The following is a 22,752-nucleotide window of genomic DNA, read 5'->3' on the forward strand; positions in this document are numbered from 1 at the left end:
CCCACCGTCAGCGAGGCCCCCCATGAGCTCCCAGAACGTTCTCGAACGCCGCCCCAAGCCGATCTCGACAGCGCTCTACCGCCACCCGAGAGGCCGCCTCGCCTCGCTGCTCACCCTGCCGATGACGTGGCTGGTCGGGGTCTACATCCTGTCGCTCGCGCTGCTGCTCATCACGGCCTTCTGGACGACGGATCCCTTCACCTCCCGCGTCAAGCCCGGCTTCACGCTCGAGAACTTCCAGCAGGTCGTCACCGTGCCCGCCTTCCGCGACACCGCCCTGCGCACCCTCGGCATCGCCCTCGCCGTGACCGCGATCTGCGCGATCTTCGCGGTGCCCCTCGCCGTGTTCATGGCGAAGGTCGCGGGCCCGCGGCTGCGGGCCGTGCTCGCCGTGCTCGTGACGCTGCCCCTCTGGGCCGGCTACCTCGTGAAGATCATCGCGATGCGCCTCGTCTGGACCGACAACGGCTTCTTCAACTGGTCGCTCGCCCCGCTCGGCGTCGAGGGGCCCGGCCTCGGGGTGCTGACCGTGATCCTCACGCTCGTCTACCTGTGGTTCCCGTACATGGCGATCCCCGTCTACGCGGCCGTCGCGCAGATCCCCGCCAACCTCTTCGACGCATCCTCCGACCTGGGGGCCAGCGGCTTCCGCACCATCCGTACCGTCGTCGCCCCGCTGCTGCTGCCGTCGCTCATCGCCGGCTCCATCTTCACCTTCTCGCTCAGCCTCGGCGACTACATCGCGGCCATGTACGTGGGCGGCTCCACCCAGATGATCGGCAGCATCATCGCCCAGAACATCAACCTCAACCCGCCGCTCGCCGCAGCCTTCTCGGTCGTGCCGATCGTGCTGGTCGTCATCTATCTCGCCGCCGTGCGCCGCACGGGCGCGCTCAACAACCTGTAGGCCGAAGGAGACCCCGACATGCTTCGCCTGAACCGCGCCACCAAGATCGCCCTCGCCGCCGTCACGCTCGTCGTCATGGGATTCATGTACATCCCGCTGTTCGTGATCGTCATGAACTCGTTCAACTCGGGCCGGGTGGCGGGCTGGCCGATCCCCGGCTTCTCGCTCGAGTGGTGGGGCAAGGCGCTCGCCAACCCGGCCGTGCACGCCGCGCTGCTCAACTCGGTCGTCGTCGCGGCCGTGGCGACCGCCTTCGCCCTGCTGCTCGGCACGCTCGCGGCCTTCGCCCTGCAGCGCTTCAAGTTCTTCGGCCAGCACACCGTCAACCTGCTCATCGTGCTGCCGATCACCCTGCCCGGCATCGTCACCGGCGTGGCGCTCTCGAACACCTTCCACCAGGTGCTCAAGCCGATGGGCATCCACGTGGGCTACTGGGGCATGATCATCGCGCACGCCACCTTCTGCGTGGTGATGGTGTTCAACAACGTGATCGCGCGCCTGCGCCGCATGAACCCCAACCTCGAGGAGGCCTCGATGGACCTGGGCGCCGGCATCGGCCAGACCTTCCGGCTCGTCACCTTCCCGCAGTTCCGCAGCGCCTTCATCGCGGGCGGCCTGCTCGCCTTCGCCCTGTCGTTCGACGAGATCGTGGTGACGATCTTCACCGCTCCGCCCGGCGTCGAGACGCTGCCGCTGTGGATCATGAACCAGATGGCGCGCCCCAACGAGGTGAACCAGGTGAACGTGGTCGCCACCGTGATGATCCTGCTGTCGCTCATCCCCGTGTACTTCTCGCAGAAGGCCTCGGCCGCGGGCGACGCGAAATAGGGGCGGATCGACCCGCGCCTCTCGGGGACGCAGCAGCGGGGCCCGGGGCCGGCCCGCGAGGGATCCGGCCCCGGTTCCGGATCAGAGCACCTTCGAGAGGAAGTCCCGGGTGCGCTCCTCGCGAGGGTGGTCGAAGATCTCCGTGGGAGGGCCGCTCTCGACGACCTTGCCCTCGGCCATGAACACCACCCGATCGGCGACCTCTCGGGCGAAGCCCATCTCGTGCGTGACGAGCACCATCGTCATGCCCGACGCGGCGAGATCCCGGATCACCTGCAGCACCTCGCCCACCATCTCGGGGTCGAGCGCGCTCGTCGCCTCGTCGAAGAGCATGATCTCGGGGCTCATCGCGAGCGCGCGGGCGATCGCGACGCGCTGCTTCTGACCGCCGGAGAGCGATGCGGGGCGCGCATCGGCCTTGTCGCCGAGCCCCACGCGCTCGAGCAGCTCGAACGCTCGGGAGCGGGCGTCGGCCTTGCCCTGCTTCTTCAGCTCGGTGGGCGCCAGCATCACGTTCTCGAGCGCCGTCATGTGCGGGAACAGGTTGAAGTGCTGGAAGACCATGCCCACGCGCTGGCGCACGGCATCGAGGTCCTTCCCCTTCGCGGTGGCGATGTTCTCGCCCACGATCAGCACCTCGCCGCTCGTGACCTCCTCGAGGCGGTTGAGGCAGCGCAGCAGCGTCGACTTGCCCGAGCCCGAGGGCCCGATCACCGCCACCACCTCGCCGTTCGCGACCGAGAGGTCGATGCCCATGAGCACCTGGTTCTTGCCGAACGACTTGTGCAGATCCCGCACCTCGATCGGATTGTCGACCGTGGCGACCGGACGCGTGTACGCGGGTTCGTTGTTCGTCATGATCATCCCCTACTTGTTGAACTTCCGGTCGAACCAGTTGGACAGCACCGTGAGCAGCCAGATCACGACGAAGTACATCACACCGACCACGATCCAGATCTCGAACGAGCGGAACGTCGAGGCGATCACGATGCGGCCCTGATAGGTGAGCTCGGCGAAGCCGAGCACCGACAGCAGCGACGTGTCCTTCAGCGTGATGATGAACTGGTTGATGAGGTTGGGCGTCATGATCTTGAACGCCTGCGGCATCACCACGCGGCGCATCGACGAGCCCCAGCCGAGGCCGAGCGAGCGCGCGGCCTCCATCTGACCCGGATCGACCGACTGCACGCCGCCGCGCACCACCTCGGTGATGTACGCGCCCGCGTTGAGCGAGAGCGTGATCACACCAGCGGTGAGCGCGTCGAGCGGCTGCCCGGTGACCGCGGGGACGCCGAAGTAGAAGAAGAACGCCTGCACCAGCACCGGGGTGCCGCGGAAGATGTTCACGTACGCCGACGCGAGCTGCCTGAGCACGACATTGGTCGACAGCTTGAGGATGCCGAAGACGATGCCGAGGATCATCGCGAAGAAGATCGACAGCGCCGTCGCCAGCAGCGTCAGCATGAGGCCCTGCAGCAGGGTCGGCATCGACGCGCCGATGAGGCTCCAGAACGAGGTGCCGCTGCCCTCGGCGTCCTCGATCGCCAGGTAGCGGTCGATGATCATCTGGTAGACTCCCGAATCCTTCGCGTTCTGCAGGCCGTCGTTGAACAGCTGCAGCAGCTCGGCGTTCTGGCCCTTGAGCACGGCGAAGCCGTAGTCGGCGCCCGGCTCGGGATCGGTGACGATCTTCAGCGGCACGTTGCCCGACGCGATGCCGAACTGCAGCACCGGGGCGTCCTCGAAGGTGGCCGCCGAGTTGCCCGTGGCCACGTCGTTATACATGTCGGCCGAATCCTGGAACGCGTTGACCTCGAAGCCGACGTCCTTGCTGAGCTCTTGCGCGAAGTCGTAACCGACGGTGCCGGTCTTCACGGCGACCGTCTGGCCCGCGAGGTCCTCGTACGACGCGATGTCGCTGTTCTCGGCGACCGCCATCTGCACGCCCGACGCGTAGTAGGAGTCGGAGAAGTCGAACACCTGTTTGCGCTCGTCGGTGATGCTCATACCCGCGATCACCCCGTCGGCCTGGCCCGCCTGCACCGCCTGCAGAGCCGCATCGAACCCGAGGGTCTTCACCTCGACCTCGAAGCCCTGGTTCGCAGCGATCGCCCGCAGCAGGTCCATGTCGATGCCGACGTTCGTACCGTCGAGCTGGTAGATGAACGGCGCGAAGGTCGTGTCGGTCGCGATCACGAACTCGCCGTTGGTCTTCGGGGTGTCGGTCGCGAAGTTCGGGTTCACCGGCAGCTCGCCGGGCTCGCCGAGGTCGAGCTCCTCGTTGCCGAGGGCCGCCTTGCCGCTGCCGATCGTGGCAGCCTCCGGGGCGTCGGCGCCGAGGTAGTCGTCGAGGATCGCCTGGTAGGTGCCGTTCTCGATGACGTTCTTCAGGCCCTCGTTGAACGCCTCGCGCAGCTCGGCGTTCTCGCCCTTCTTGACGCCCATGCCGTAGCTGGACGCCTTCTCCTGGTCGGTGACGGTCTTGAGCGCGACGTTGCCCGTCGCGATGCCGTACGCGAGGATCGGGTAGTCGTCGAAGACCGCGGCGGAGTTGCCCGCCGTCACGTCGCCGTACGCGTCGGAGGCGTCCTGGAAGCCTGTGACCGTGAAGCCGTGCTCCTCGCCGAGCGTCTCGGCGAACGCGAAGCCCTCGGTGCCGGTCTTCGCCGACACCGTCTTGCCGGCCAGATCCTCGTAGCTCGCGATGGTGTCGTCGTTCTGCGCGACCGCCATCTGGATACCGGAATCGAAGTAGGGGTTCGAGAAGTCGAAGGTCTTCTCGCGCTCCTTGGTGATCGACATGCCGGCCATGACGGCGTCGGCCTGGCCCGACTGCACCGCCGCGAGCGCGCCGTCGAAGCCGAGCACGTCGATCTCGACGTCGAATCCCTGATCCTCGGCGATGGCGTTGATGAGGTCGATGTCGATGCCCCGGAGCTCGCCGTCTCGCTGAAACTCGAACGGCGCCCACGTGGTGTCGGTCGCGATCGTGTAGGTCTGCCCCTCGGCGCCCTTGGTCTGCATGAGCGCGTTCGCGGCGCCGACGGCGCCCCCGACCGTGAACAGCAGGACGAAGAGCGCGGTGATGCTCGCCAGGGTGAAGGCCCTGTACTCGCGCCACCAGGCCGCGGTCTGTCTGATGAGAGTCATTGAGTCCTCTTGTCGTCGTTGACTTCTGTGTACTTGCCTGTTTGCTGGGCTGCGGTGTGCAGCGACGCCTTCCAACCTACGCGATGGTCGAGCGGGCCCCGCGTCGGGGCGCTTCGAGCGGTGCGGCATCGGCGGTGTCCGCGGGCGGTGCCCTCGGCGCCAGTTCAGGGGTTCACAAAAAAAGCCCCGGGACGACGCGAAAACCCCACCGCGAAGCAGTGGGGTTTTGGCGGAGGATGGGGGATTTGAACCCCCGAGGGCGTGAACCCAACACGCGTTCCAGGCGTGCGCCATAGGCCGCTAGGCGAATCCTCCTCGCTGGCCGAAAAGGCCAACGCCCACCAGTCTAGCGGGTTCCCGCCACGCTTCCGAAACCGGCTGTTCGGGCCGAAACTGAGAGCGTTCTCAGACCTGCACTTGAAAGTAACGGATTGGTAACGCATACTAGACGAGGCGCTCGGGCCACTGCCCGGCGTTTTTTGTTGGACAATCCCTGGAGCAAACGCGTGCGAGTACCCGCCAAGGCCTTCGTAGTCGGCCTGGTCTCATCCGTCACGTTCGCCTTCGGCGCCGCACCCGCCATGGCGAGCACGCCCGTCGAAGATTTCTCGGTCGCCGCGGTGCAGCCCGCCGCCCAGATCTCCCAGACGCTCGACACCACGAGCGACGACGTGATCGCGGGCGCATCGATCGAAGCGGTCGTGGCCATCGACGAGGTCTCGACCGTTCCCCACGGCTTCGACGTGGCCGCTACGATCGCCCTTGCTGAGAGCGAGGTCGGCACGAGCCGCGCGACCGGCTGGAGCGCCCCCGGCGAGTGCATCATGTCGGCCCAGCGCTGGATCCGCGCGGGCGGCGGCAACTGGGGCGGCGGCGGCAACCCCGTCTCGAACTACGACAACGCGACCCGCGTCACCCTCGCCACCGCGGCCCCGGGCGACGTCATCCAGTACGAGAACATCGACTCCCCCACCTCGTGGGTGACGGGCGTGCACACCGTGCTCATCACCGAGGTGCACGACGACGGCACCTTCACCATCATCGAGTCGAACAACCCCGGCGGTTCCGGCCTCGTCAGCAAGAACGAGAGTTGGACGCCCGCGCCCCCGGCCGGTTTCCAGGCCGCCGTCTGGCGCTTCTGAGTCTGCATTCTCCGCGCGACAGGGCGGGGTCGGATCGCATGATCCCGGCCCCGCCCTTTCGCGTGCCCGGGCGGGCCCGCCTTCTCTCCCACCTTCTCCCTTCTCCCTTCTCTCGTTCCCTCCCCTCCTCTCCCTTTCTCCTTTCCTCCTTCCCTCCCCCCTCCTCCCGTCCTTTCCTCCCCTTCCCCTCCTCCCATCCCTTCCTCCTCTTCCCTTCCTCCCATCCCTTCCCCTCCTCCCCTTCCCCCTCCTCCCCCAGCGAGAGGGGGACTGTCTGAATAATGGTGTGTGAGGGTCCGGCCTGATCCGAAAGGAGATGGCCGTGGCTGACACGACCACTGTCGTTGTTGACGACGAGATGATTGATCCCGTGACCGGGGAGATCATCGATCAGAAAGAACTCGCAGAACGCTTGCTCGCGCAGGCGAAGGAGCAGGGCGTGAGCCTGACGGGGCCGGGCGGCCTGCTCAGCCAGCTCACGAAGAACGTCCTCGAGACCGCGCTGAATGCCGAGTTGACCGAGCACCTCGGCCACGAGCACGGCGGGACCCCAATCGGCGAGAACATGCGTAACGGGACGCGGGTCAAGACGGTGCTGACAGAGATCGGCCCCGTCGAGATCGAAGTCCCGCGAGATCGAGACGGGTCGTTCGAGCCGGTGATCGTCCCCAAGCGGAAACGCCGACTGGACGGCATCGATCAGATCGTTCTGTCCCTTTCCGCTCGGGGGTTGACGACCGGTGAGATCGCTGCGCATTTCGACGAGGTCTATGGGGCGAAGGTCTCCAAGGACACGATCAGCCGGATCACCGAGAAGGTCGCCGGGGAACTCGCCGAATGGTCGAGCAGGCCGTTGGATGCGCTCTACCCGGTGATCTTCGTCGACGCGATCGTGGTGAAGGTCCGTGACGGGCAGGTGAGGAACACCCCGTTCTATGTCGTGATGGGCGTCACCGTGAACGGGGAACGCGACATCCTCGGCATCTGGGCCGGTGACGGTCAGGAGGGTGCGAGGTTCTGGCTGCAGGTGTTCACCGAGCTGAAGAACCGGGGTGTCGAGGACGTGCTCATCGCGGTCTGCGACGGGCTGAAGGGTCTCCCGGAGGCGATCAACACCACTTGGGAGCAAACGGTCGTCCAGCAGTGCATCGTCCATCTGATCCGCAACAGCTTCCGCTACGCCGGGCGGCAACACCGCGACGCGATCGTCCGTTCCCTCAAACCCGTCTACACGGCCCCGTCGGAGCAGGCGGCGAAGGATCGGTTCGAGGAGTTCGCCGCCGAGTGGGGCGGACGGTATCCGGCGATCGTGCAGCTCTGGAAGAACAGCTGGGCGGAGTTCGTGCCGTTCCTCGAGTATGACGTCGAGATCCGGCGGGTGATCTGCACGACCAACGCGATCGAGTCAATCAACGCTCGCTATCGGCGCGCCGTGAGAGCTCGGGGGCACTTTCCCAACGAGGCCGCCGCGCTGAAATGTCTCTACCTCGTGACGCGGTCGCTTGACCCGACTGGCGGCGGAAGGGCACGCTGGGTGATGAGGTGGAAGCCCGCGCTGAACGCGTTCGCGATCACCTTCGCCGGACGGTTCGAGAAAACCACTCACGAATGAAAACCGCCGGATCCCACACACCGTTTATCGGACAGACCCGCGAGAGGCGGGTTTTGCATCTTCTGCGCGACCATCACGTGCGTTTTCCGCCTTTCGGCGGTGCCCTCTTGATCCCAGTCCGGTCGCCGCACTCCGCTCACAGCGGACGGACCTGCGCTAAACTCTCGCGATCTCCGGCATGGTCTGTGGACAAGCCCCTCGGGTGACGTCCCGCAGGCGATGATGAGGCATGGCTTCGATCTCCGAGCAGGCGCACCGCGCTCTCCCGGGCCGCGCGTTCCTGGTGCGGGAGGCGTTGCACCAGGGCTACGGCCGCGGCGCCCTCGCCCACCCGCGCTGGCACCGCCCCTTCAGCGGAGTGCGCACGGGCGCCCCGCCCGCGAGCACGCTCTCCGGGCGCGCGCTCGACTACGTGCCGCGGCTCCGGCCGGGCGACCGGTTCAGCCACGCAACGGCGCTCGCCCTGCTGGGCTGTCCGATCCGGGGGCCCCGGGCGCGCCCGTCGACGTCTCATCACCGGCGGCCCGCGGCCGGGTCGCCTGCGACGGCGTCGTGGGGCACCGGCACACGGCTGAGGCGCCGCAGTACCCGTGCGTCGTTCCCGAGCAGGAAGAGTGGATCCCGGTCGTCTCGCCGCTGCACGCGGTGCTGCAGGCGGCGTCGACCCTGCCGGTCCGCGAACTCGTCGTGGCCCTCGATCATCTGCTGCGGCGCGATCCGCAGCGCTACGATCCGCAGCTCCGCGTGCTTCCGAAGCAACTGCGCCGGGCTGCGGAGACCGCCGCCGGGCGCGGGGTCGTCCGCTTCCGAGCCGCGGCGGCACTCGCTCGTGTCGGGGCCGACTCGCGCATGGAGACACTGATGCGGCTGGCTGGGGCGCGGGCCGGAATGCCGGAGCTCGACCTGCAGTTCGAGGTGCGCGACCGGGCCGGAGTCTGGATCGGGCGATTCGACGGCGCCGATCGCGCCAGCCGCAGCCTCTTCGAGTTCGACGGCGAGCAGCACCTGCTGACGCTCGGCCAGCGGAAGCGCGATGCGCGCAAGCATCAGGGCGCCCGCGACGCCGGCTGGAGGATCCTGGTGTTCTATCGCGAGGAGCTGACCGGCGATCTGCTCCCGGCCGGCCGCTCCATGCTCGAGTTCAGCGGGCGCCTCGCTCGTCGCGTTCCGGCCGGGCTCGCCCGACTGCTCGACGAAACTGCTGCGGGTGCGTCGGAGTCGGCGATCCCGATTCGCCGGCGCCTCGATCGGGGCTAACTGGCCGCCCCGGGCCCGGCCACGGCCGCCCGCTCCGCGCGACCCTCCCAGCTCCCCGCGCCCGTCCCCGCACCAACCCCGTCGAAAGGCGGATATCGCACGGGATTCGGCGGCGGGAGCTGCAGAACTCGCCTCTCGGCGGGGTTCCCCGGTCTATTCCGGGCGGAAAGGGGGTGGGACGGGCGGGGAGGAGTGGGGGGAGGGTGTGGGAGCGGGCGACGCGGAACGAAAGGGCCCTCAGGGCCGGCCCGCCCGGCGGGCCCCTTCCGCGCGTCAGCCCGCGCAGCCCCTACAGCAGCTCGCGGTGGCGATCCCGCAGCTCTTCGACCGCGCGCTCCAGGGCGGGGTCGTCGCCGCGGGCGAGCCCCGCGTACTGCAGCACGACGCCGTCCTCGGTCGGCACGGCCTTCACCCACATGCGGCGGCGCGGCACGAACAGCGACCACAGCAGCCCGCCGAGCGCGAGCAGCGCGAAGATCAGCACCCACTCCTGGGCGGGGTTCTGCATCACGTCGAACGACGCGTAGCGCGGCACCGAGTCGAGGGTGATCGTGCCGAGGCCGTTCGGCAGGTCGACCGTCTCGCCCGGTTTGAGCTCGAGCGAGTCGCTGTCGACAGCGCGACCGGTCAGCTGCTCCATGTTCTCGGTGTCGAGCACGTAGACCGACTGCGGGATGCCGCTGTCGATGCCGAGGTCTCCGGTGAACACGTCAAGGGTGAGCACCGGGTTCTCGAGGTCGGGGTAGTTCGAGGTGTAGGCTCCCGTGTCGAGTTCGGTCTGGGTGGGGTAGAAGAAGCCGCGCAGCCCGAGCTGGGTGTTCTCGCCGGCCTCATCGACGATGCCGTGCGGCACCTTCACCACGCCGAGCGAGGTCATGTTCAGGTTGTCCTGCGGGATGAACGGCATCGCCTCGCTGTACACGACGGTGCCCTCGGCGTTGCGGATCGTGATCTGCGGCGCGTAGCCGTTGGCGATGAGGTAGATCGGCGAGCCGTGCACGCGCAGCGGGTGGTTGACGCGGATCGTGTGGTCGCTCTCGGCCCCGGCCCCGTCGCTGAGGGTCACGTTCGCCACGTAGTCCTTGACGAGGCCGATGGCGTCGATGTTGCCGTCGTCGGGGGTGTTGTACGAGACGTCGAGCGAGTCGAGGCGCAGGCTGAAGGGTTCGAGGGTCGAGCTGTCGAAGGAGCGCCCCGAGGTGGCGGTGTCGTAGTCGATCAGCTGGTTGATGAGGGTCTCGCCCTCGACGATCACCTTCTGCCCGTTGAACGTGAAGACGCCGCCGATGCCGACGCTGATGAGCACGCCCAGCAGCGACACGTGGAACAGCAGGTTGCCGGTCTCGCGCAGGTAGCCGCGCTCGGCCGAGACCGAGATCTCCTCGGCGCCGCGGCGCGATGCGCGCTGCACCTGCGCTCGGTAGCGCAGCTTCTGCAGCACGCCGGCCGCCTCGGTGACGGCGCGTTCGGCGAAGGCCGCGCGATCCGCCTCGCTCGCGTCGGGGTTGGAGACCCGGATCTCGGTGTAGCCGGCCATGCGCTGCAGGCGGGCGGGCGTCTTCGGCGGCTGCCCGCGCCAGGCCTTCCAGTGGTGCACGATGCGCGGCAGCACGCAGCCGATGAGCGAGATGAACAGCAGCAGGTAGATCGCCGAGAACCACACCGAGCCGTAGACGTCGAACGCCTGGATCGGGAAGGCGTCGAGGATGGGGAACAGCTCGGGGTGATCCTGCTCGTACTGGATCACGCCGTTGGGGTCGGCGCTGCGCTGCGGCACGAGGGACCCCGGGATCGCCGCGACGGCGAGCAGCAGCAGCAGGATCAGGGCGACGCGCATGCTCGTGAGCTGGCGCCAGAACCAGCGCAGCCAGCCGGTGAAGCCGAGCTCGGGCGACTCCGCCCGCAGCGAGCCGCCGGAGCCGGTTCCGTCATCGTAATCAGAGGGGCGTGACATATCCGCCGATCACCGCCTGCAGTGCGTACATCATCCGGCTCCAGAGTCCGGTCACCATGAGGAGACCGATGAGGATCAGCAGCGCGCCGCCGATCAGGTTCACGGCACGGATGTGCCGTTTGAAGAAGGTCATGGTCTGCGCCATCCACCCGAAGCCGAATGCGGCGAGGATGAACGGCAGGCCGAGGCCGAGGCAGTAGGCGAGGGCGAGGATCACGGATCTGCCGACCGAGCCCTGCTGCAGGCTCAGCCCCATGATCACCGTGAGCGTGGGCCCCATGCAGGGGGTCCAGCCGATGGCGAACACGGCGCCGAGCAGCGGGGCGCCCACGATCCCGAACTTCGGCTTGACGCGCAGTTTCTTCGTGGTCTGCATCGCCCCGAACAGGCCGATGAACACGAGCCCCATCACGATCACGAAGACGCCCATGAGGCGCGTGATGAGCTGCTCCCACTCGAGCAGCCACACGCCCACGGTGCCCGCAGCGGCGAGGAACGCGACGAGCACGGCCGTGAAACCGGCGACGAAGAGCAGCGATCCGAGCACCATGCGGGCCCGGGCCGGCTTCTCGCCGGGCGCCGATCCCGCCGTGGAGCCGACGTAGGCGAGGTAGCCCGGCACGAGCGGCAGCACGCACGGCGACAGGAACGAGAGCAGGCCCGCCGCCACCGCGATCAGCGACGCGACGAGCAGCTGCCCGTCGGCCACGAGGTGCTGCAGATCCACCGCTACTGCTCGCCGGGGTTCGCGCCGTCTGCCGAGTCGCCCGCGCCGCCGGCACCCTCGCTCTCGGCGCCGCCGGTCTCGGCGAGGGTCTCGGTGATGAGGGTGCGCAGCTGCGACTCTCCGGCGAGCTGTCCGAGCACGCGGTGCGCGACGCGCCCCTCGGCGTCGAGCACGAGCGTGGTGGGCACCGCGTTGAGCGGCACCTGGCCCGCGAATGCGCGCTGCACTTCGCGGCCGCCGGGGCTGTCCATGATCGAGGGGTACTCGATGCCGAACTGCTCGGAGAACTGGCGCGCCTGGGCGACCTGGTCGCGGGTGTTGACGCCCACGAACTGCACGCCCCGTGGGCCGAACTCCTCGTAGGCCGCCACGAGGTCGGGGGCCTCGGCGCGGCAGGGCGCGCAGCCCGCATACCAGAAGTTGACGACGGTCACGCTGCCGAGGGTGTCGTCGGAGCCGAACGTGTCGCCGGTCTCGGTCTCGCCGGAGTACTCGACGGGCTGCGTGCGCTCGGAGGGGGCGAGACTCAGCGAGGATCCGTCTCCGGAGACGTACCCCTTCTCGCTCGACTCCTCCCACTGCTGCGCGAGGTTCTCGCCGCCGCCGCTGCATCCGGCCAGCAGCAGCGCGCCCGCGAGCGGCGCCGCGAGCGCGGCGAGACGGGCACGGCTGCGGATGCGCGCGGTCATACGGCTCCCACGTCGACGGCCTCGTCGGTGAGGCCGGCCGCCGGGGTGCGGTACTCGACCTCGAACCAGCGCTCGCCGCGCTTCTCGAAGGTGGTGATGCTCGACAGGTCGCAGCGGCGCTTGGCGGGGTTGTGCGCGAGCGGCTTGCCCGCGACGTCGAGGTGCGTCACCCAGATGGGCGCCTGGTGCGAGACCATCACGATGTCGCCACCGCGGGTCGTCTCCCACGCGTCGTCCATCGCTTCGCGCATGCGGGAGGCGATCTGCCGGTAGGGCTCGCCCCAGCTGGGCCGCAGCGGGTTCGCGAAGCGGTACCAGTAGCGCGGGTTCTTGAAGACGGTGCCCTGCCCCGACTTCACCATGCCCTCGAAGGCGTTGGTGGGTTCGATGATGCGATCCTCGGTGGCGATCTCGAGGTTGAGCGCGCTCGCGATGGGACGCGCCGACTGCTGCGCCCGTTCGAGGGGGGAGGCGAGCAGTCTCGCGACGAGTCGGTCGCTTCCGGCCAGTTCGAGGGCGGCCGCCTCGGCCATGCGGTGCCCGAGTTCGGACAGGCGGAAGCCCGGGATGCGGCCGTACAGCACTCGATCCGGGTTGTGCACCTCGCCGTGGCGCACCAGATGCAGCAGTTTGTCGCTCACGGCTCCATTCTACGATTGCCGTGTCTGGGAGTTCCCGGGCGGCTGACGCTGTGCGTCCCGGCCCCGAGCGGCTCCAGCCCTCGCGCCGGCGGTGGAGCGGCATCGGGCCCGGCGGGCGGCCCGGTAGACTGTGCGGGTGACTGAGCGTGTATTGATCAAGGATCTGGCCGCCCGTGAAGACGGCCCCGTGCGTGTTTCCGGCTGGGTCGAGAAGGTGCGCGACCAGCGCTACGTGCAGTTCGTCGTGCTGCGCGACGAGAGCGGTGCGGTGCAGCTGGTGAACGGCGGCGTGCTGCGCGAGCCGGATCCCGAGAACCCGCGATCCGACATCCTCGTGCCGCGCACCACCACCATCAGCGAGCTCACCCACGGCACGTTCGTGACCGTCGAGGGCGAACTGCAGCACAACGAGCGCGTGAAGCTCGGCGGCGTCGAGATCCAGATCGAGCAGATCGAGGTCGTCTCGAAGGCGCTGCCCGACAACCCGATCGCCGCCGACAGCGGCATCGACGTGCGCCTCGACTGGCGCTTCCTCGACCTGCGCCGCCCCGAGCAGAACCTGGTCTTCCGCGTGCAGACCACGTTCCTGCACGCGCTGCGCCAGGTGTGGATCGACCGCGGCTTCATCGAGATCCAGACGCCGAAGCTCATGGCGAGCGCCTCCGAGTCGCGCGCCGAGCTGTTCGAGGTCGAGTACTTCGAGGGCAAGGCGTTCCTCGCGCAGAGCCCGCAGTTCTTCAAGCAGATGGCGCAGGCCGCCGGCTTCGGCGCCATCTTCGAGGTGGGTCCCGCCTTCCGCGCCGATCCCTCGTTCACCTCGCGGCACGCGACCGAGTTCACCTCGGTCGACACCGAGCTGAGCTGGATCGACTCGCACGAGGACGTCATGGAGCTGCACGAGGAACTCGTCGTGGCCGGCCTCTCGGCCGTGAAGGAGAAGCACGGTGAGGAGATCCAGAAGCTCTTCGGCATCGAGCTCGAGGTGCCGTCGCGCCCGTTCCCGCGCATCCCCCTCGCCGAGGCGAAGGAGATCGTGAAGGCCGAGGGCTACGAGATCCCCCGCGCCGACGCCGACATGGACCCCGAGGGCGAGCGCCGCATCGCCGCGCACGTCAAGCAGAAGTACGGGCACGACTTCGTGTTCCTCACCGACTACGCGTGGTCGATCCGCCCGTTCTACCACATGCGCCACGCCGATGACGCGTCGCTCACCAACAGCTACGACCTCATCTACCGCGGCACCGAGATCTCCACGGGCGCGCAGCGCGAGCACCGCATCGAGGTGCTCGAGGCTCAGGCCGTCGAGAAGGGCATGGACCCGAAGGAGCTCGACTTCTACCTCGATTTCTTCCGCTACGGGGTTCCGCCGCACGGCGGCTTCGGCATGGGCCTGGGCCGTGTGCTGATGCTCATGCTGCAGCAGCCGTCGATCCGCGAGGTGACCTACCTCTTCCGCGGCCCGAACCGCCTGCTGCCGTAGCGTCGGCCGCCCGGGCGCGCTCCGGTAGCCCCGCGTCTCCCTCGGGAGGCGCGGGGCTACTGCGTTTCCCTGGGCGCTCTACTGAGAGCCGATGCCGCCCCCCGCTGAAGGCCGCAGAACCCACCTCTGAGAACTCAGAATATGCTTTTGACCGGGTATTTTTCTGCTGTTAGTGTGTGCTCACCGCCGCCTCGCTGGGGCCCTCTCCAGCCGGTTGCGGAGCTATCCGGAGCCCTCCGCGCGGCGCGTACCATCACTCGTGGCGCGCGGCGGGCTCCGCCGCTTCAGGGGAGGGGACGACGTTGTCCACACAGCACACACCATCGCGGAGAACCCGCAAGATCGCCGCCATCGCCGCGGGAGCCCTCGTGGTCGGGCTCGGCGCCACCTACACGCTCGCCACCTGGAACGACTCGGAGTGGGTCTGGGGCGGAGCCGACGGCGTGCCCGGCGTCGGCACCGATACCTTCGAGGTTCAGCAGAACACCACATCGCCGTTCACCGACGCCCCCGCCGACTGGGCCGATCGCGAGACCAACCCGGGTGGGGGGCTCACCTTCACGGCGGGCGCGATCTCGCTCTCGCCGGGCGACACGGTCTACGCGCCCGTCGCGCTGCGCACGACGGCGGAGTCGTCGTCGGCGACGGTCACCCTGCGAGAGGCCGTGCCGGCCGCGGGCGTGACGGCGGTGGACGAGGATCAGGATCTCTGGAAGTCGATCCGGGTGACGGTGTACACCGAGACGCGCACCACCCCCGCCGCACCGACGAACGCCTGCGACGCGGCGAACGCGTCCGCCTGGGGCGTTCCGCTGATCAGCGACGTCCCGTTGGACACGGCGGCGCCGGCCACCCAGACGGTCGATGCCGAGGCGGGTTCGACGCAGCACTACTGCTTCGCGCTGCACCTGCCGACGACATTGCAGCCCGGGGTCGCCGTCACCGCGCTGGACGACCTGCAGGGGCGCACCATCGCTCCGGCGTGGGAGTTCCGCTCGATCTCGGGCTGAGCGACGCTGAGGCTCTCGCTGGGGCGCGCCGAGGGGATGCGCCCGCGAGTACCGATCGTCAGGCGCTGGATCGAGTGGCCCGGGGAAAGGGGGCGGCATGATCGGGAGGCTCTTCGGAACGGTGACGACCATCGTGCTCGTGATCGCCGCGGTCGGCCTCGCAGCGTGGTTCGGCTATTCCGCCGCGACGGGCGCCACCCTCATCGCGTTCCGCACGGGCTCGATGAGCCCGACGATGCCGCAGGGTGCGATCGCGGTGACGGTGCCGGTGCCGGCGTCCGAGCTCGAGGTCGGAGACGTGGTGACGGTGCAGCGCGCGGGCGAGGAGACGCCGGTCACGCACCGCGTCGTCGAGATCGGCCCGGCACTGATCGGGGAGGCGACCGCGGTCGACATCCGCGCCGCGGCTCCGGGATCGGGGCCGCCGGATCTCAGCAGCCCGGAGGCGCGCCGGATCGTCATGCAGGGCGACGACAACGATACGCCCGACCACCTGCCCTACGCGCTCGAGGACGGGCGTCGGGTGGTCTTCGCCCTGCCGCACGCGGGCGCCGCGCTGATGACGGCGCAGACGCCGATCGGCATGGGAGCGCTGATCCTCACGGCCGGCGTGCTCGTCGTCTGGGCGTTCTGGCCGCGGACCCCGCGGGAGCTCGAGGAGCCCGCCGCGGGCGGCACCGCGGCTATCGGCGCGGATCCCGCGGCGCTCGGCGCGGATTCCACAGTCCGCGCCGCCGGCATCGCGGATCCGCCGCCCCGCGCCGCTGATCCCGTGGCCCGAGCCCGTCACGCGGAGGGGGCGCGGCGATGAGCCGGCGCGCCGCCTCCGGCCTGCTCATCGCCGTGTTCGCCGCTGTGGCCTGCGCGGGTGCCGCACTGACGGCGACACGGGCCTCGGCCGTGTTCCACGAGCTCGCCGAGACGGGCAGACCTGGGTATCTGAAGCTCGCGCTCCACTCCGGGACACCGCTCTGGGCCGAGCTCGAACCGGGTGACTCGATGCGCTGGCTGGTCGAGGCCTCGCTGCACGGTTCCGATTCGGGCACCCTCGCGGTCGAGTTGCAGGCCGGCGGCGACCTGGTCTCCGACTCGGGCATGACGGCCGAGGTCGAGACCTGCTCGGTCGCCTTCGACATCACCGCCTCGCCCGTCGGCTGCGAAGGCTCCCGGGCCACCGTTCTCCCGCCGACGCCGCTCGCGCAGATCCCGCAGCAGGGGCACCGCCGCGACCTCGCCGATGTGAGCAGCGGCACGCCTCGTCAGGTGCTCGTGACCCTCGCGATCCCCGCGACGACCCCCGCCTCGGGGATCGAAGGGCGAAGCGCCCGCATCGGGCTCGGCGTGCACGCCTCGGGAGACGCGCCGGCCACCGGGGTCCTGCCGCTCGGCACGCCTCGATCACCCCGGGCGCTCGCGGCGACGGGTTCGGACGTGCTCGCGCTCGGCCTGCTCTCGGTCGGCCTGGTCGGTGTTGGCGCGGCCGCCGCGCTGCGCCGCCGGGCTCCCGCCGCTCACGGAGGTCGACGATGAGCCGGCGGATCCGGAACCGGCGCGGGGTCGGCGGGGTGGCGGCCGCGGTGCTCGTGTCGACCGCGCTCGTCGCGCAGGGGGGCATCGCGACCGACGCGACGTGGAACGATGCCGAGTGGGCGCACGCGCCCGCGACGGCCGTCGGCACCTCCGATTGCGCTGCGGCGGCCGGGCACTTCGCGGCGCGGGGCGAGGGCCGCGCGCTCAGCGGATCGCTGCTCGGCGTCGACCTCGACACCATCGCCGAGGTGGAAGGGGTCACCGTCACGAACAACGGAGAGCGCACCCTGCACACGGCGGGCGCGCCGGTCTCCGGGCTCGAGGGGGCCTTCCGCGATCCGCTCACCGTCAACGCGCTCACCGCCCTGCAGCTGCCCCTCACCGGCCTGCTCGAGCTGCCGACCGACAACAGCACCGGAGTGGTGGGCCAGTTCGGCCAGGCCCGAACCGACGGCCTCGCGCACGGCGCGGGCGGGTACGTCACCGACTCGGGCGGCATCGATCTCGCCGACGAGCAGACCGGCGGGTATCCGGGTCTCGCGACCCTCAGACTCTCCGATCTGCTGAACTCGCCGCTGCTCGGAGACATCGGGCTCGGGAGCACGCTGAGCGGCGTCTCCGACCTCGAACTCGAGGTCGGAGCGGTCGCGGGGGAAGCGCGCCTCGACGCCTGCGCCGAGGCGTGGAGCAGCGGGGGCGGCACCGGGAGCGCCGCCCGCACGGTGGCGGCCATCGCGGCCGACGACGTCGTCGCGGGGCTCGAACGCCGCTACCTCGCCGCCTCGGCCGATCTGCGGTTCGCGTCCCCCGTCGTCGGCGCGCTCTCCTCGGAGCTGAACGCACTGCTCGGAGGCCTCGAGGGCACCGTGAACGGCCTGATCGGAGCCGGCGGGGTGAAACCGGGCATCGAATCGGGGGTCGCCACGCTGCTCAACGCCGTCCTCTCCACCCCGCTGCTGACTCTCGGCTCCGTCGAACTCAACACGCTCACCGCGCAGATCGATCTGGCGCCCGTGCGCTCGCTCATCGACACCGGGTTCCACGACAGCGGCGGCGTGATCTCGGTCGACGCCGCGTCGGGCACCGTCTCGATCGACACGAGCGCCCTGCTGCAGCAGGCGTACCCCGACCGTGTGGGCGACGGGCTCAACGGGCTGCCGCCCAATACGAATCTGCTCGCCGACCCGGCGATCCTGAACGCCCTGACCCAGAGCCTGACCGAGGCGCTGACCGAGTGGCTCGGTCAGGTGGAGACCCGGCTGGTCGAGGCCGTCGACCGCGTCCGGATCACCTCGACGCTCTCGGTCAACCTGCGCGCGCGCCTGCTCGCCATCACGCCGTTCATCGACGTCGGCCACATCGCCGTCTCGGTCGACGGCACCCTCGCCGATCTGCGCTCGAACGCGCCGGGAACCGTCTCGACAGAGGTGAAGCTCCTCAGCGGCCTCCTCGGAGCCCTGACCGATCTCCTCACGAAGGGGCTGCTCAAACCGGTGCTCGATCTGCTGTTGAACACGCTGCTGGGCGGCGCGGGCGGGGTGATCGGCGGCGTCGTCGACGGGGTGCTCCCCGCCGTCGCGAACCTTCCCTCGCAGTTCGCCGGCGTCACCGCCCCGCTGATCTCGCTGGTGACGCGCGTGTACACCGGACTGTTCCTCTCGAGCGTCCTCTCGATCACCGTGAACGCGCAGAACGCCCCCGCCTCGGGCGGTCCGCCGCCGCCGGACTGGCAGCCGGGTCGGCCGACGGCGCCGCCCGAGGGCCGGTACGAGGTGGCGGCGCTGCGCGTCGGCGTCCTCGACGGACTCGGCCCGAACGGGGTGCGCCTCTACCTCGGACGCGCCTCGGTCGGACCGGGCTGCTCGGCCGCGCAGGCCGCGCTCCCCGGCAGCGCGTGCGCCGGATACTGAGCGAGCCCATCCGTCGCCGGCGCTACCCGACGCGGGTGGCCACCACGACGGTGTCGTCGAGCAGGTCCTCGGCGCCGTCGGGGCCGGTCGCCGGGCGGGTGCGGGTCTCGGCGGTCACCGTCCAGCGCTCGGGATCGAGGTCGAGCAGTGCGAGCTCGCTCTCCGGGCTGGGGAACGGCCCGCAGTGGCCCTCCGCCCACGGGGGCGGGGCGCCGTGGGAGATCACCACGAGGCTGCCGCCGGGCGCGACCCGCCTGGCCGCGGCGCGCAGGATGCGCTCGCGCGGCAACTCGACGGGCGACTGCAGGAAGCTCGCCGTGACGAGGTCGAACCCCGTCGGGGATCCGTCGATCCGCTCGGGATCCGAGAGCCACTCGCCCAGGTCGGCCGCGATGAAGCGCGCCTCCGCGATCCCGCGCTCATCAGCGGCCGCAGAGGCCCGCGCGACCGCGGTCTCGGAGAGGTCGATGCCCGTGGCCCGCCATCCGCGCTCGGCCAGCCAGAGCACGTCGCCGCCCTCGCCGCAGCCGAGGTCGAGCGCGCTGCCCGGCCTGCGGTCGGCGACCGCGTCGGCGAGCGAGCGGTTGACGCGCCCCGACCAGATGCGGCCCGCATCGCCGTAGCGGCGCTCCCAGAATGCCACCGGGTCTTCGCCGGGATCGGGCGCGTCCGCCGCCGCCGGGTGCGGGTGGGCCCCGTGGCCGCCCTGGCTCTCGCGGCGCTCGCGGGCCCCCCGGCGATGGCCCTGCCCGTGCTGGTGCTCCGCAGCGCCCGCGGGTTCGTCGGAGCGGCGCCCGGCAGCGTCGGGGCGGACCGCCTCGACGGGACTCGGGGCGGCGTCGGCGGCGACGGCGATCTCGAAGTCGTCGTCGACGAGCGCCGCGTTCACCGCGGCACCGGCCAGGGTGCCCGCGCCCATCACGATCGGCACGGACGCCCCCGGGTTCACCGCGTTTCCCGCCGCCCAGATGCGCGGGTGGCTCGTGCGCCCCGTCGGGTCGACCGCGATGAAGGAGCCCATCGGCGTCTCCGAGCGATCGAGGTCGAGGCCGGCGAGGAAGCCGTCGTGGGGCACGAGGGCGCCGGCGGTGAAGACGGCGTCGATGCCGATCTCCCCGCGCGGGGTGCGCACGGCGGTGATCCCGGATCCGTCGCCGACGACCTCGGTGACGGGCTCCTCGACGAGGGTCACGCCGCGCGCTTCGAGCTCGCGGCGGGGCTCGTCGCCCAGTTCGCCGAGGCCGGCGGTGAACACGGTGAGGTCGTCGGTCCACTGGCGCAGCAGCCGTGCTTGGTGCAGGCCGAGGGGCGACGTCGTCAGCACCGCGAGGCGGCGCCCACGAACCTCCCAGCCGTGGCAGTAGGGGCAGTGCAGAACCCCGCTGCCCCAGTGCTCGGCGAGACCGGGGATGGCGGGCAGTTCGTCGGCGAGGCCGGTCGCGACGACGAGGGCGCGCGTCTCGAGCACTTCGCCCGCCTCCAGCTCGACGTGCAGGGTGTCCGGCGATCCCGACCCCGATTCGTTCCCGTCGCGCACCGCGATCACCGATGCCGCGCGCAGCTCGACGCCGTAGCGCTCGACCTCGGCCCGGCCGCGCTCGAGCAGTTCGAGGGGCGGCGTGCCGTCGAGCCCGAGCACGTTGTGCATGTGCGAGGCGAAGCGGTTGCGCGGGCTGCCGGCGTCGAGCACGAGCGTGCGGCGCAGCGAGCGGCCGAGCGCCTGCGCTGCGCTGAGCCCGGCGGCCCCGCCGCCGATCACGATGGTGTCCCAGATTCGGTTCGTCATGGCACCAGACTGCGCGATGCATGCGATACTCGCAATCAGGTTTGCAGAATCGGCAAGGACGGTGCGTGATGGACGAACTGCAGAGGCTCGGCCCCCGGCTGAGGTCGGCGCGGCAGGAGCGCGGATGGACGCTCGACGAGCTCGCGGAGCGCGCCGGCATGTCGGCCAGCACGCTCTCCCGACTCGAGTCGGGCAAGCGGCAGGCGAGCCTCGAACTGCTGCTCCCGCTCACCAGGCAGCTCGGGATCCGCGTCGACGACCTGCTCGAACCGCCCGACCGCGACCCCCGCGTGCACCGCCGCGCGATCCGCCGCGAGGGCATGACGATCGCTCCGCTGACGCGCGAGGAGTCCGAGGTGCGCGCCTTCAAGATCACCTACCACCCGGAGGCGCCCGAATGCCCCCCGCAGACGCACCCCGGCCACGAGTGGCTCTACGTGATGTCGGGCCGGCTGCAGCTCACGCTCGGCGAGCAGGAGCTCGTGCTCGGCCGCGGCGAGGCCGCCGAGTTCGACACCGCCGTGCCGCATCGCATGCGCGCCGCGGGAGGCCGCCCCGCCGAGGTCATCAGCATCTTCAACACCGTGGGCGAGCGCCTGCACCTGCACACCCCCGACGCCGAGCCGCGATAGCGGCCCGCAGGGGCGCTCAGCCCTCGAACGACCTCGCCCACTCGCGCACGCGGGCGGCGCTCTCCTCCTCCGAGAGATCCTCGACGCGGGTCATCACCGACCAGCGCACCCCGAAGGGGTCTCGGATGCTCGCGAAGCGGTCGCCCGACACGAAGTCGGCGGGCGCCTCGCGCACGGTCGCCCCCGCCGCGACGGCCCGCTCCACGACGGCGTCGACGTCGGGCACGTACAGCCCCATCGAGTAGCAGTCATCCTCGCCCTCTGGCGCGGCGACGAGGTGATAATCGGGCATCGGCTCCCCGAGCTGCAGGTGACCGGCGCCGAAGTCGAGCTCGGCGTGCGCGACCGCGCCGCCCATCTCGGTGACGTCGACGACCCGCGCCCCGAACACGTCGCGGTAGAACTCGATCGCGGCGGCGGCTCTCGGGATCGCGAGGAAGGGCGTCAGGCTCGTCGAACCGTGGGGCATGCCTGCTGTGGTGTGCGCGCCGTTCGCGGCGCGCGTCTCATGTGCGTCCATGCCCTCAGCGTAGGATCGCCGCAGGGGCGCGGCTTGCAGATTCGCGCCAGATCTCCACGGCGGCGCGGTGCCGCCCCGGCAGACGGCGGAGGGGCGATGGGCGAGGACCGGCGCGGCGTGCTCTACCCGCAGCGCCTGCCCGAGTTCCACCGGGTGCCGCCGTGCGCCGGGCTGGAGCACGCGGTGCGCTGGTTCTGGATCCCCGAGTGGCGACTCGCCGAGGGCGAGGAGTCGCGGCAGGAGCTGCTGCCGTTCCCCGCGTGCAACATCGTGGTGGAACCGGAGGGCGCCATCGCGGTCGGCCCGGCGACGCAGCGCTCGGAGCGCGTGCTGACCGGCAGCGGCTGGGCCGTCGGCGCGCTGCTGCGGCCCGCGGCGGTGCCGACCCTGGCCCCCGATCCCGCCGCGATCCGCGATGCCGCCCGGCCCGTCGACGACCCGGGCCTGCTCGCCGACGTGACACGCGCGATGTCGGATCCGTCGGCATCGGGGCGGGAGCGCCGCGAACGCGCCGTGGCGCGGCTCTCGCACTGGATCGCCGAGCGGGTGCCCGCACCGGGTTCGCCCGAGGAGGGCGACGGTGCGATCGCGAACCGTCTCGCGGAGGCGCTCGCGGATCCCGCACTGACCCGCGTCGACCAGCTGCCGGCTCGCCTGCACGTCTCGGCCCGCACGCTGCAGCGCGTCGCCGAACGCTTCTTCGGGCTGTCGCTGCACTCGATGATCCGCAGGCGGCGCATCCAGGAGGGCGCCGAACGGCTGCGCGAGCACACGGGGCTCGGGATCGCCGACCTCGCGAGCGAGCTCGGCTACGCCGACCACGCGCACTTCACGACCGACTTCAAGCGGCTGCTCGGGGTCACCCCGAGCGAGTACCGGCAGCGGGCCCGCGACTGATCCGGCACCCTCGACGCTGCGCGCAACGCGGATGGGCCGGGAACCGCGCCCGCGAGAGCCCGCTCCGGGAGCCGCGGGCC

The 22,752-nt window shown here is 70.4% G+C and carries 20 protein-coding genes and 1 tRNA gene; 12 read left to right on the forward strand and 9 right to left on the reverse strand.

Annotated features, from left to right (window positions below; genetic code table 11):
* Nucleotides 1-22 precede the first annotated feature (22 nt).
* Together Leucomu_RS13805 and Leucomu_RS13810 are read left to right on the forward strand one after the other, a co-directional pair.
* The gene (locus Leucomu_RS13805) at nucleotides 23-907 is read left to right on the forward strand and encodes an ABC transporter permease (RefSeq protein ID WP_017882659.1); all 885 of its coding nucleotides are present in this window, start codon (nucleotides 23-25) and stop codon (nucleotides 905-907) included.
* Between the two features lie 18 nt (nucleotides 908-925).
* Nucleotides 926-1,735, forward strand: coding sequence for an ABC transporter permease (locus tag Leucomu_RS13810; RefSeq protein ID WP_017882658.1), 810 nt, complete (start codon nucleotides 926-928; stop codon nucleotides 1,733-1,735).
* 81 nt (nucleotides 1,736-1,816) lie between these two features.
* Here the strand turns inward: Leucomu_RS13810 and Leucomu_RS13815 are convergent, their stop codons facing one another.
* The 3 genes from Leucomu_RS13815 to Leucomu_RS13825 all read right to left on the reverse strand — a co-directional run bounded on the left by Leucomu_RS13815 (nucleotide 1,817) and on the right by Leucomu_RS13825 (nucleotide 5,200).
* Complete coding sequence (locus Leucomu_RS13815; protein ID WP_017882657.1) at nucleotides 1,817-2,599, reverse strand: amino acid ABC transporter ATP-binding protein; 783 nt, start codon at nucleotides 2,597-2,599, stop codon at nucleotides 1,817-1,819.
* 3 nt (nucleotides 2,600-2,602) lie between these two features.
* The gene (locus Leucomu_RS13820; protein WP_128387569.1) at nucleotides 2,603-4,885 is read right to left on the reverse strand and encodes an ABC transporter substrate-binding protein/permease; all 2,283 of its coding nucleotides are present in this window, start codon (nucleotides 4,883-4,885) and stop codon (nucleotides 2,603-2,605) included.
* Nucleotides 4,886-5,112: 227 nt separating this feature from the next.
* Nucleotides 5,113-5,200, reverse strand: a tRNA-Ser gene (locus tag Leucomu_RS13825).
* Between the two features lie 191 nt (nucleotides 5,201-5,391).
* On the opposite strand from Leucomu_RS13825, the gene Leucomu_RS13830 reads away from it, so the two are divergent.
* From Leucomu_RS13830 to Leucomu_RS13840, 3 genes are all read left to right on the forward strand, one after another.
* Nucleotides 5,392-6,027, forward strand: a complete 636-nt coding sequence (locus Leucomu_RS13830; protein WP_017882655.1) for a CHAP domain-containing protein — start codon at nucleotides 5,392-5,394, stop codon at nucleotides 6,025-6,027.
* Nucleotides 6,028-6,385: 358 nt separating this feature from the next.
* On the forward strand, nucleotides 6,386-7,639 hold the full coding sequence (locus tag Leucomu_RS13835) for an IS256 family transposase (protein WP_228407350.1): 1,254 nt from the start codon (nucleotides 6,386-6,388) through the stop codon (nucleotides 7,637-7,639).
* A 552-nt stretch (nucleotides 7,640-8,191) separates the two neighbouring features.
* Nucleotides 8,192-8,896: a hypothetical protein gene (locus Leucomu_RS13840; protein ID WP_128387570.1), complete on the forward strand. Its 705-nt coding sequence runs from the start codon at nucleotides 8,192-8,194 to the stop codon at nucleotides 8,894-8,896.
* A 289-nt stretch (nucleotides 8,897-9,185) separates the two neighbouring features.
* Here Leucomu_RS13840 and resB read toward each other — a convergent pair whose 3' ends face one another.
* Genes resB through Leucomu_RS13860 form a run of 4 tightly spaced genes read right to left on the reverse strand, consistent with a single transcriptional unit; the run spans nucleotide 9,186 to nucleotide 12,907 of the window.
* Nucleotides 9,186-10,850: a cytochrome c biogenesis protein ResB gene (gene resB, locus Leucomu_RS13845; RefSeq protein ID WP_128387571.1), complete on the reverse strand. Its 1,665-nt coding sequence runs from the start codon at nucleotides 10,848-10,850 to the stop codon at nucleotides 9,186-9,188.
* Nucleotides 10,834-11,577: a cytochrome c biogenesis CcdA family protein gene (locus Leucomu_RS13850; protein WP_128387572.1), complete on the reverse strand. Its 744-nt coding sequence runs from the start codon at nucleotides 11,575-11,577 to the stop codon at nucleotides 10,834-10,836. The genes resB and Leucomu_RS13850 overlap by 17 nt, the downstream gene beginning before the upstream one ends.
* Before the next feature lie 2 nt (nucleotides 11,578-11,579).
* Nucleotides 11,580-12,266 carry a TlpA family protein disulfide reductase gene (locus Leucomu_RS13855; RefSeq protein ID WP_128387573.1) on the reverse strand — a complete coding sequence of 229 codons (687 nt, stop codon included), beginning with the start codon at nucleotides 12,264-12,266 and terminating at the stop codon, nucleotides 11,580-11,582.
* Complete coding sequence (locus tag Leucomu_RS13860; RefSeq protein ID WP_017882650.1) at nucleotides 12,263-12,907, reverse strand: histidine phosphatase family protein; 645 nt, start codon at nucleotides 12,905-12,907, stop codon at nucleotides 12,263-12,265. Before Leucomu_RS13860 ends, Leucomu_RS13855 begins: the two co-directional genes overlap by 4 nt.
* Nucleotides 12,908-13,043: 136 nt before the next feature.
* Here Leucomu_RS13860 and aspS point away from each other — a divergent pair, with 136 nt between their 5' ends.
* From aspS to Leucomu_RS13885, 5 genes are all read left to right on the forward strand, one after another.
* Nucleotides 13,044-14,387 carry an aspartate--tRNA(Asn) ligase gene (aspS, locus tag Leucomu_RS13865; RefSeq protein WP_228407119.1) on the forward strand — a complete coding sequence of 448 codons (1,344 nt, stop codon included), beginning with the start codon at nucleotides 13,044-13,046 and terminating at the stop codon, nucleotides 14,385-14,387.
* Nucleotides 14,388-14,689: 302 nt separating this feature from the next.
* Complete coding sequence (locus tag Leucomu_RS13870) at nucleotides 14,690-15,397, forward strand: hypothetical protein (RefSeq protein WP_031289490.1); 708 nt, start codon at nucleotides 14,690-14,692, stop codon at nucleotides 15,395-15,397.
* A gap of 97 nt (nucleotides 15,398-15,494) precedes the next feature.
* Nucleotides 15,495-16,208 carry a S24/S26 family peptidase gene (locus Leucomu_RS13875; protein WP_128387574.1) on the forward strand — a complete coding sequence of 238 codons (714 nt, stop codon included), beginning with the start codon at nucleotides 15,495-15,497 and terminating at the stop codon, nucleotides 16,206-16,208.
* On the forward strand, nucleotides 16,205-16,927 hold the full coding sequence (locus tag Leucomu_RS13880; RefSeq protein WP_128387575.1) for a hypothetical protein: 723 nt from the start codon (nucleotides 16,205-16,207) through the stop codon (nucleotides 16,925-16,927). Before Leucomu_RS13875 ends, Leucomu_RS13880 begins: the two co-directional genes overlap by 4 nt.
* Entirely contained in the window at nucleotides 16,924-18,837 is a 1,914-nt protein-coding gene (locus tag Leucomu_RS13885) for a choice-of-anchor G family protein (protein ID WP_128387576.1), read from the forward strand. Before Leucomu_RS13880 ends, Leucomu_RS13885 begins: the two co-directional genes overlap by 4 nt.
* 22 nt (nucleotides 18,838-18,859) lie before the next feature.
* Here the strand turns inward: Leucomu_RS13885 and Leucomu_RS13890 are convergent, their stop codons facing one another.
* Nucleotides 18,860-20,623, reverse strand: a complete 1,764-nt coding sequence (locus Leucomu_RS13890) for an FAD-dependent oxidoreductase (protein WP_128387577.1) — start codon at nucleotides 20,621-20,623, stop codon at nucleotides 18,860-18,862.
* A gap of 68 nt (nucleotides 20,624-20,691) precedes the next feature.
* Between Leucomu_RS13890 and Leucomu_RS13895 the strand changes: the two genes are divergently transcribed.
* Nucleotides 20,692-21,255: a helix-turn-helix domain-containing protein gene (locus Leucomu_RS13895; RefSeq protein WP_017882642.1), complete on the forward strand. Its 564-nt coding sequence runs from the start codon at nucleotides 20,692-20,694 to the stop codon at nucleotides 21,253-21,255.
* Between the two features lie 16 nt (nucleotides 21,256-21,271).
* Here the strand turns inward: Leucomu_RS13895 and Leucomu_RS13900 are convergent, their stop codons facing one another.
* Nucleotides 21,272-21,775 (reverse strand): VOC family protein, encoded by a 504-nt coding sequence (locus Leucomu_RS13900; protein WP_017882641.1) that lies wholly within the window; start codon nucleotides 21,773-21,775, stop codon nucleotides 21,272-21,274.
* A gap of 96 nt (nucleotides 21,776-21,871) precedes the next feature.
* Here Leucomu_RS13900 and Leucomu_RS13905 point away from each other — a divergent pair, with 96 nt between their 5' ends.
* Complete coding sequence (locus Leucomu_RS13905; protein WP_128387578.1) at nucleotides 21,872-22,672, forward strand: helix-turn-helix domain-containing protein; 801 nt, start codon at nucleotides 21,872-21,874, stop codon at nucleotides 22,670-22,672.
* Nucleotides 22,673-22,752 lie beyond the last annotated feature (80 nt).

The organism is Leucobacter muris, assembly GCF_004028235.1.
In the GTDB taxonomy this organism is placed as follows: domain Bacteria; phylum Actinomycetota; class Actinomycetes; order Actinomycetales; family Microbacteriaceae; genus Leucobacter; species Leucobacter muris.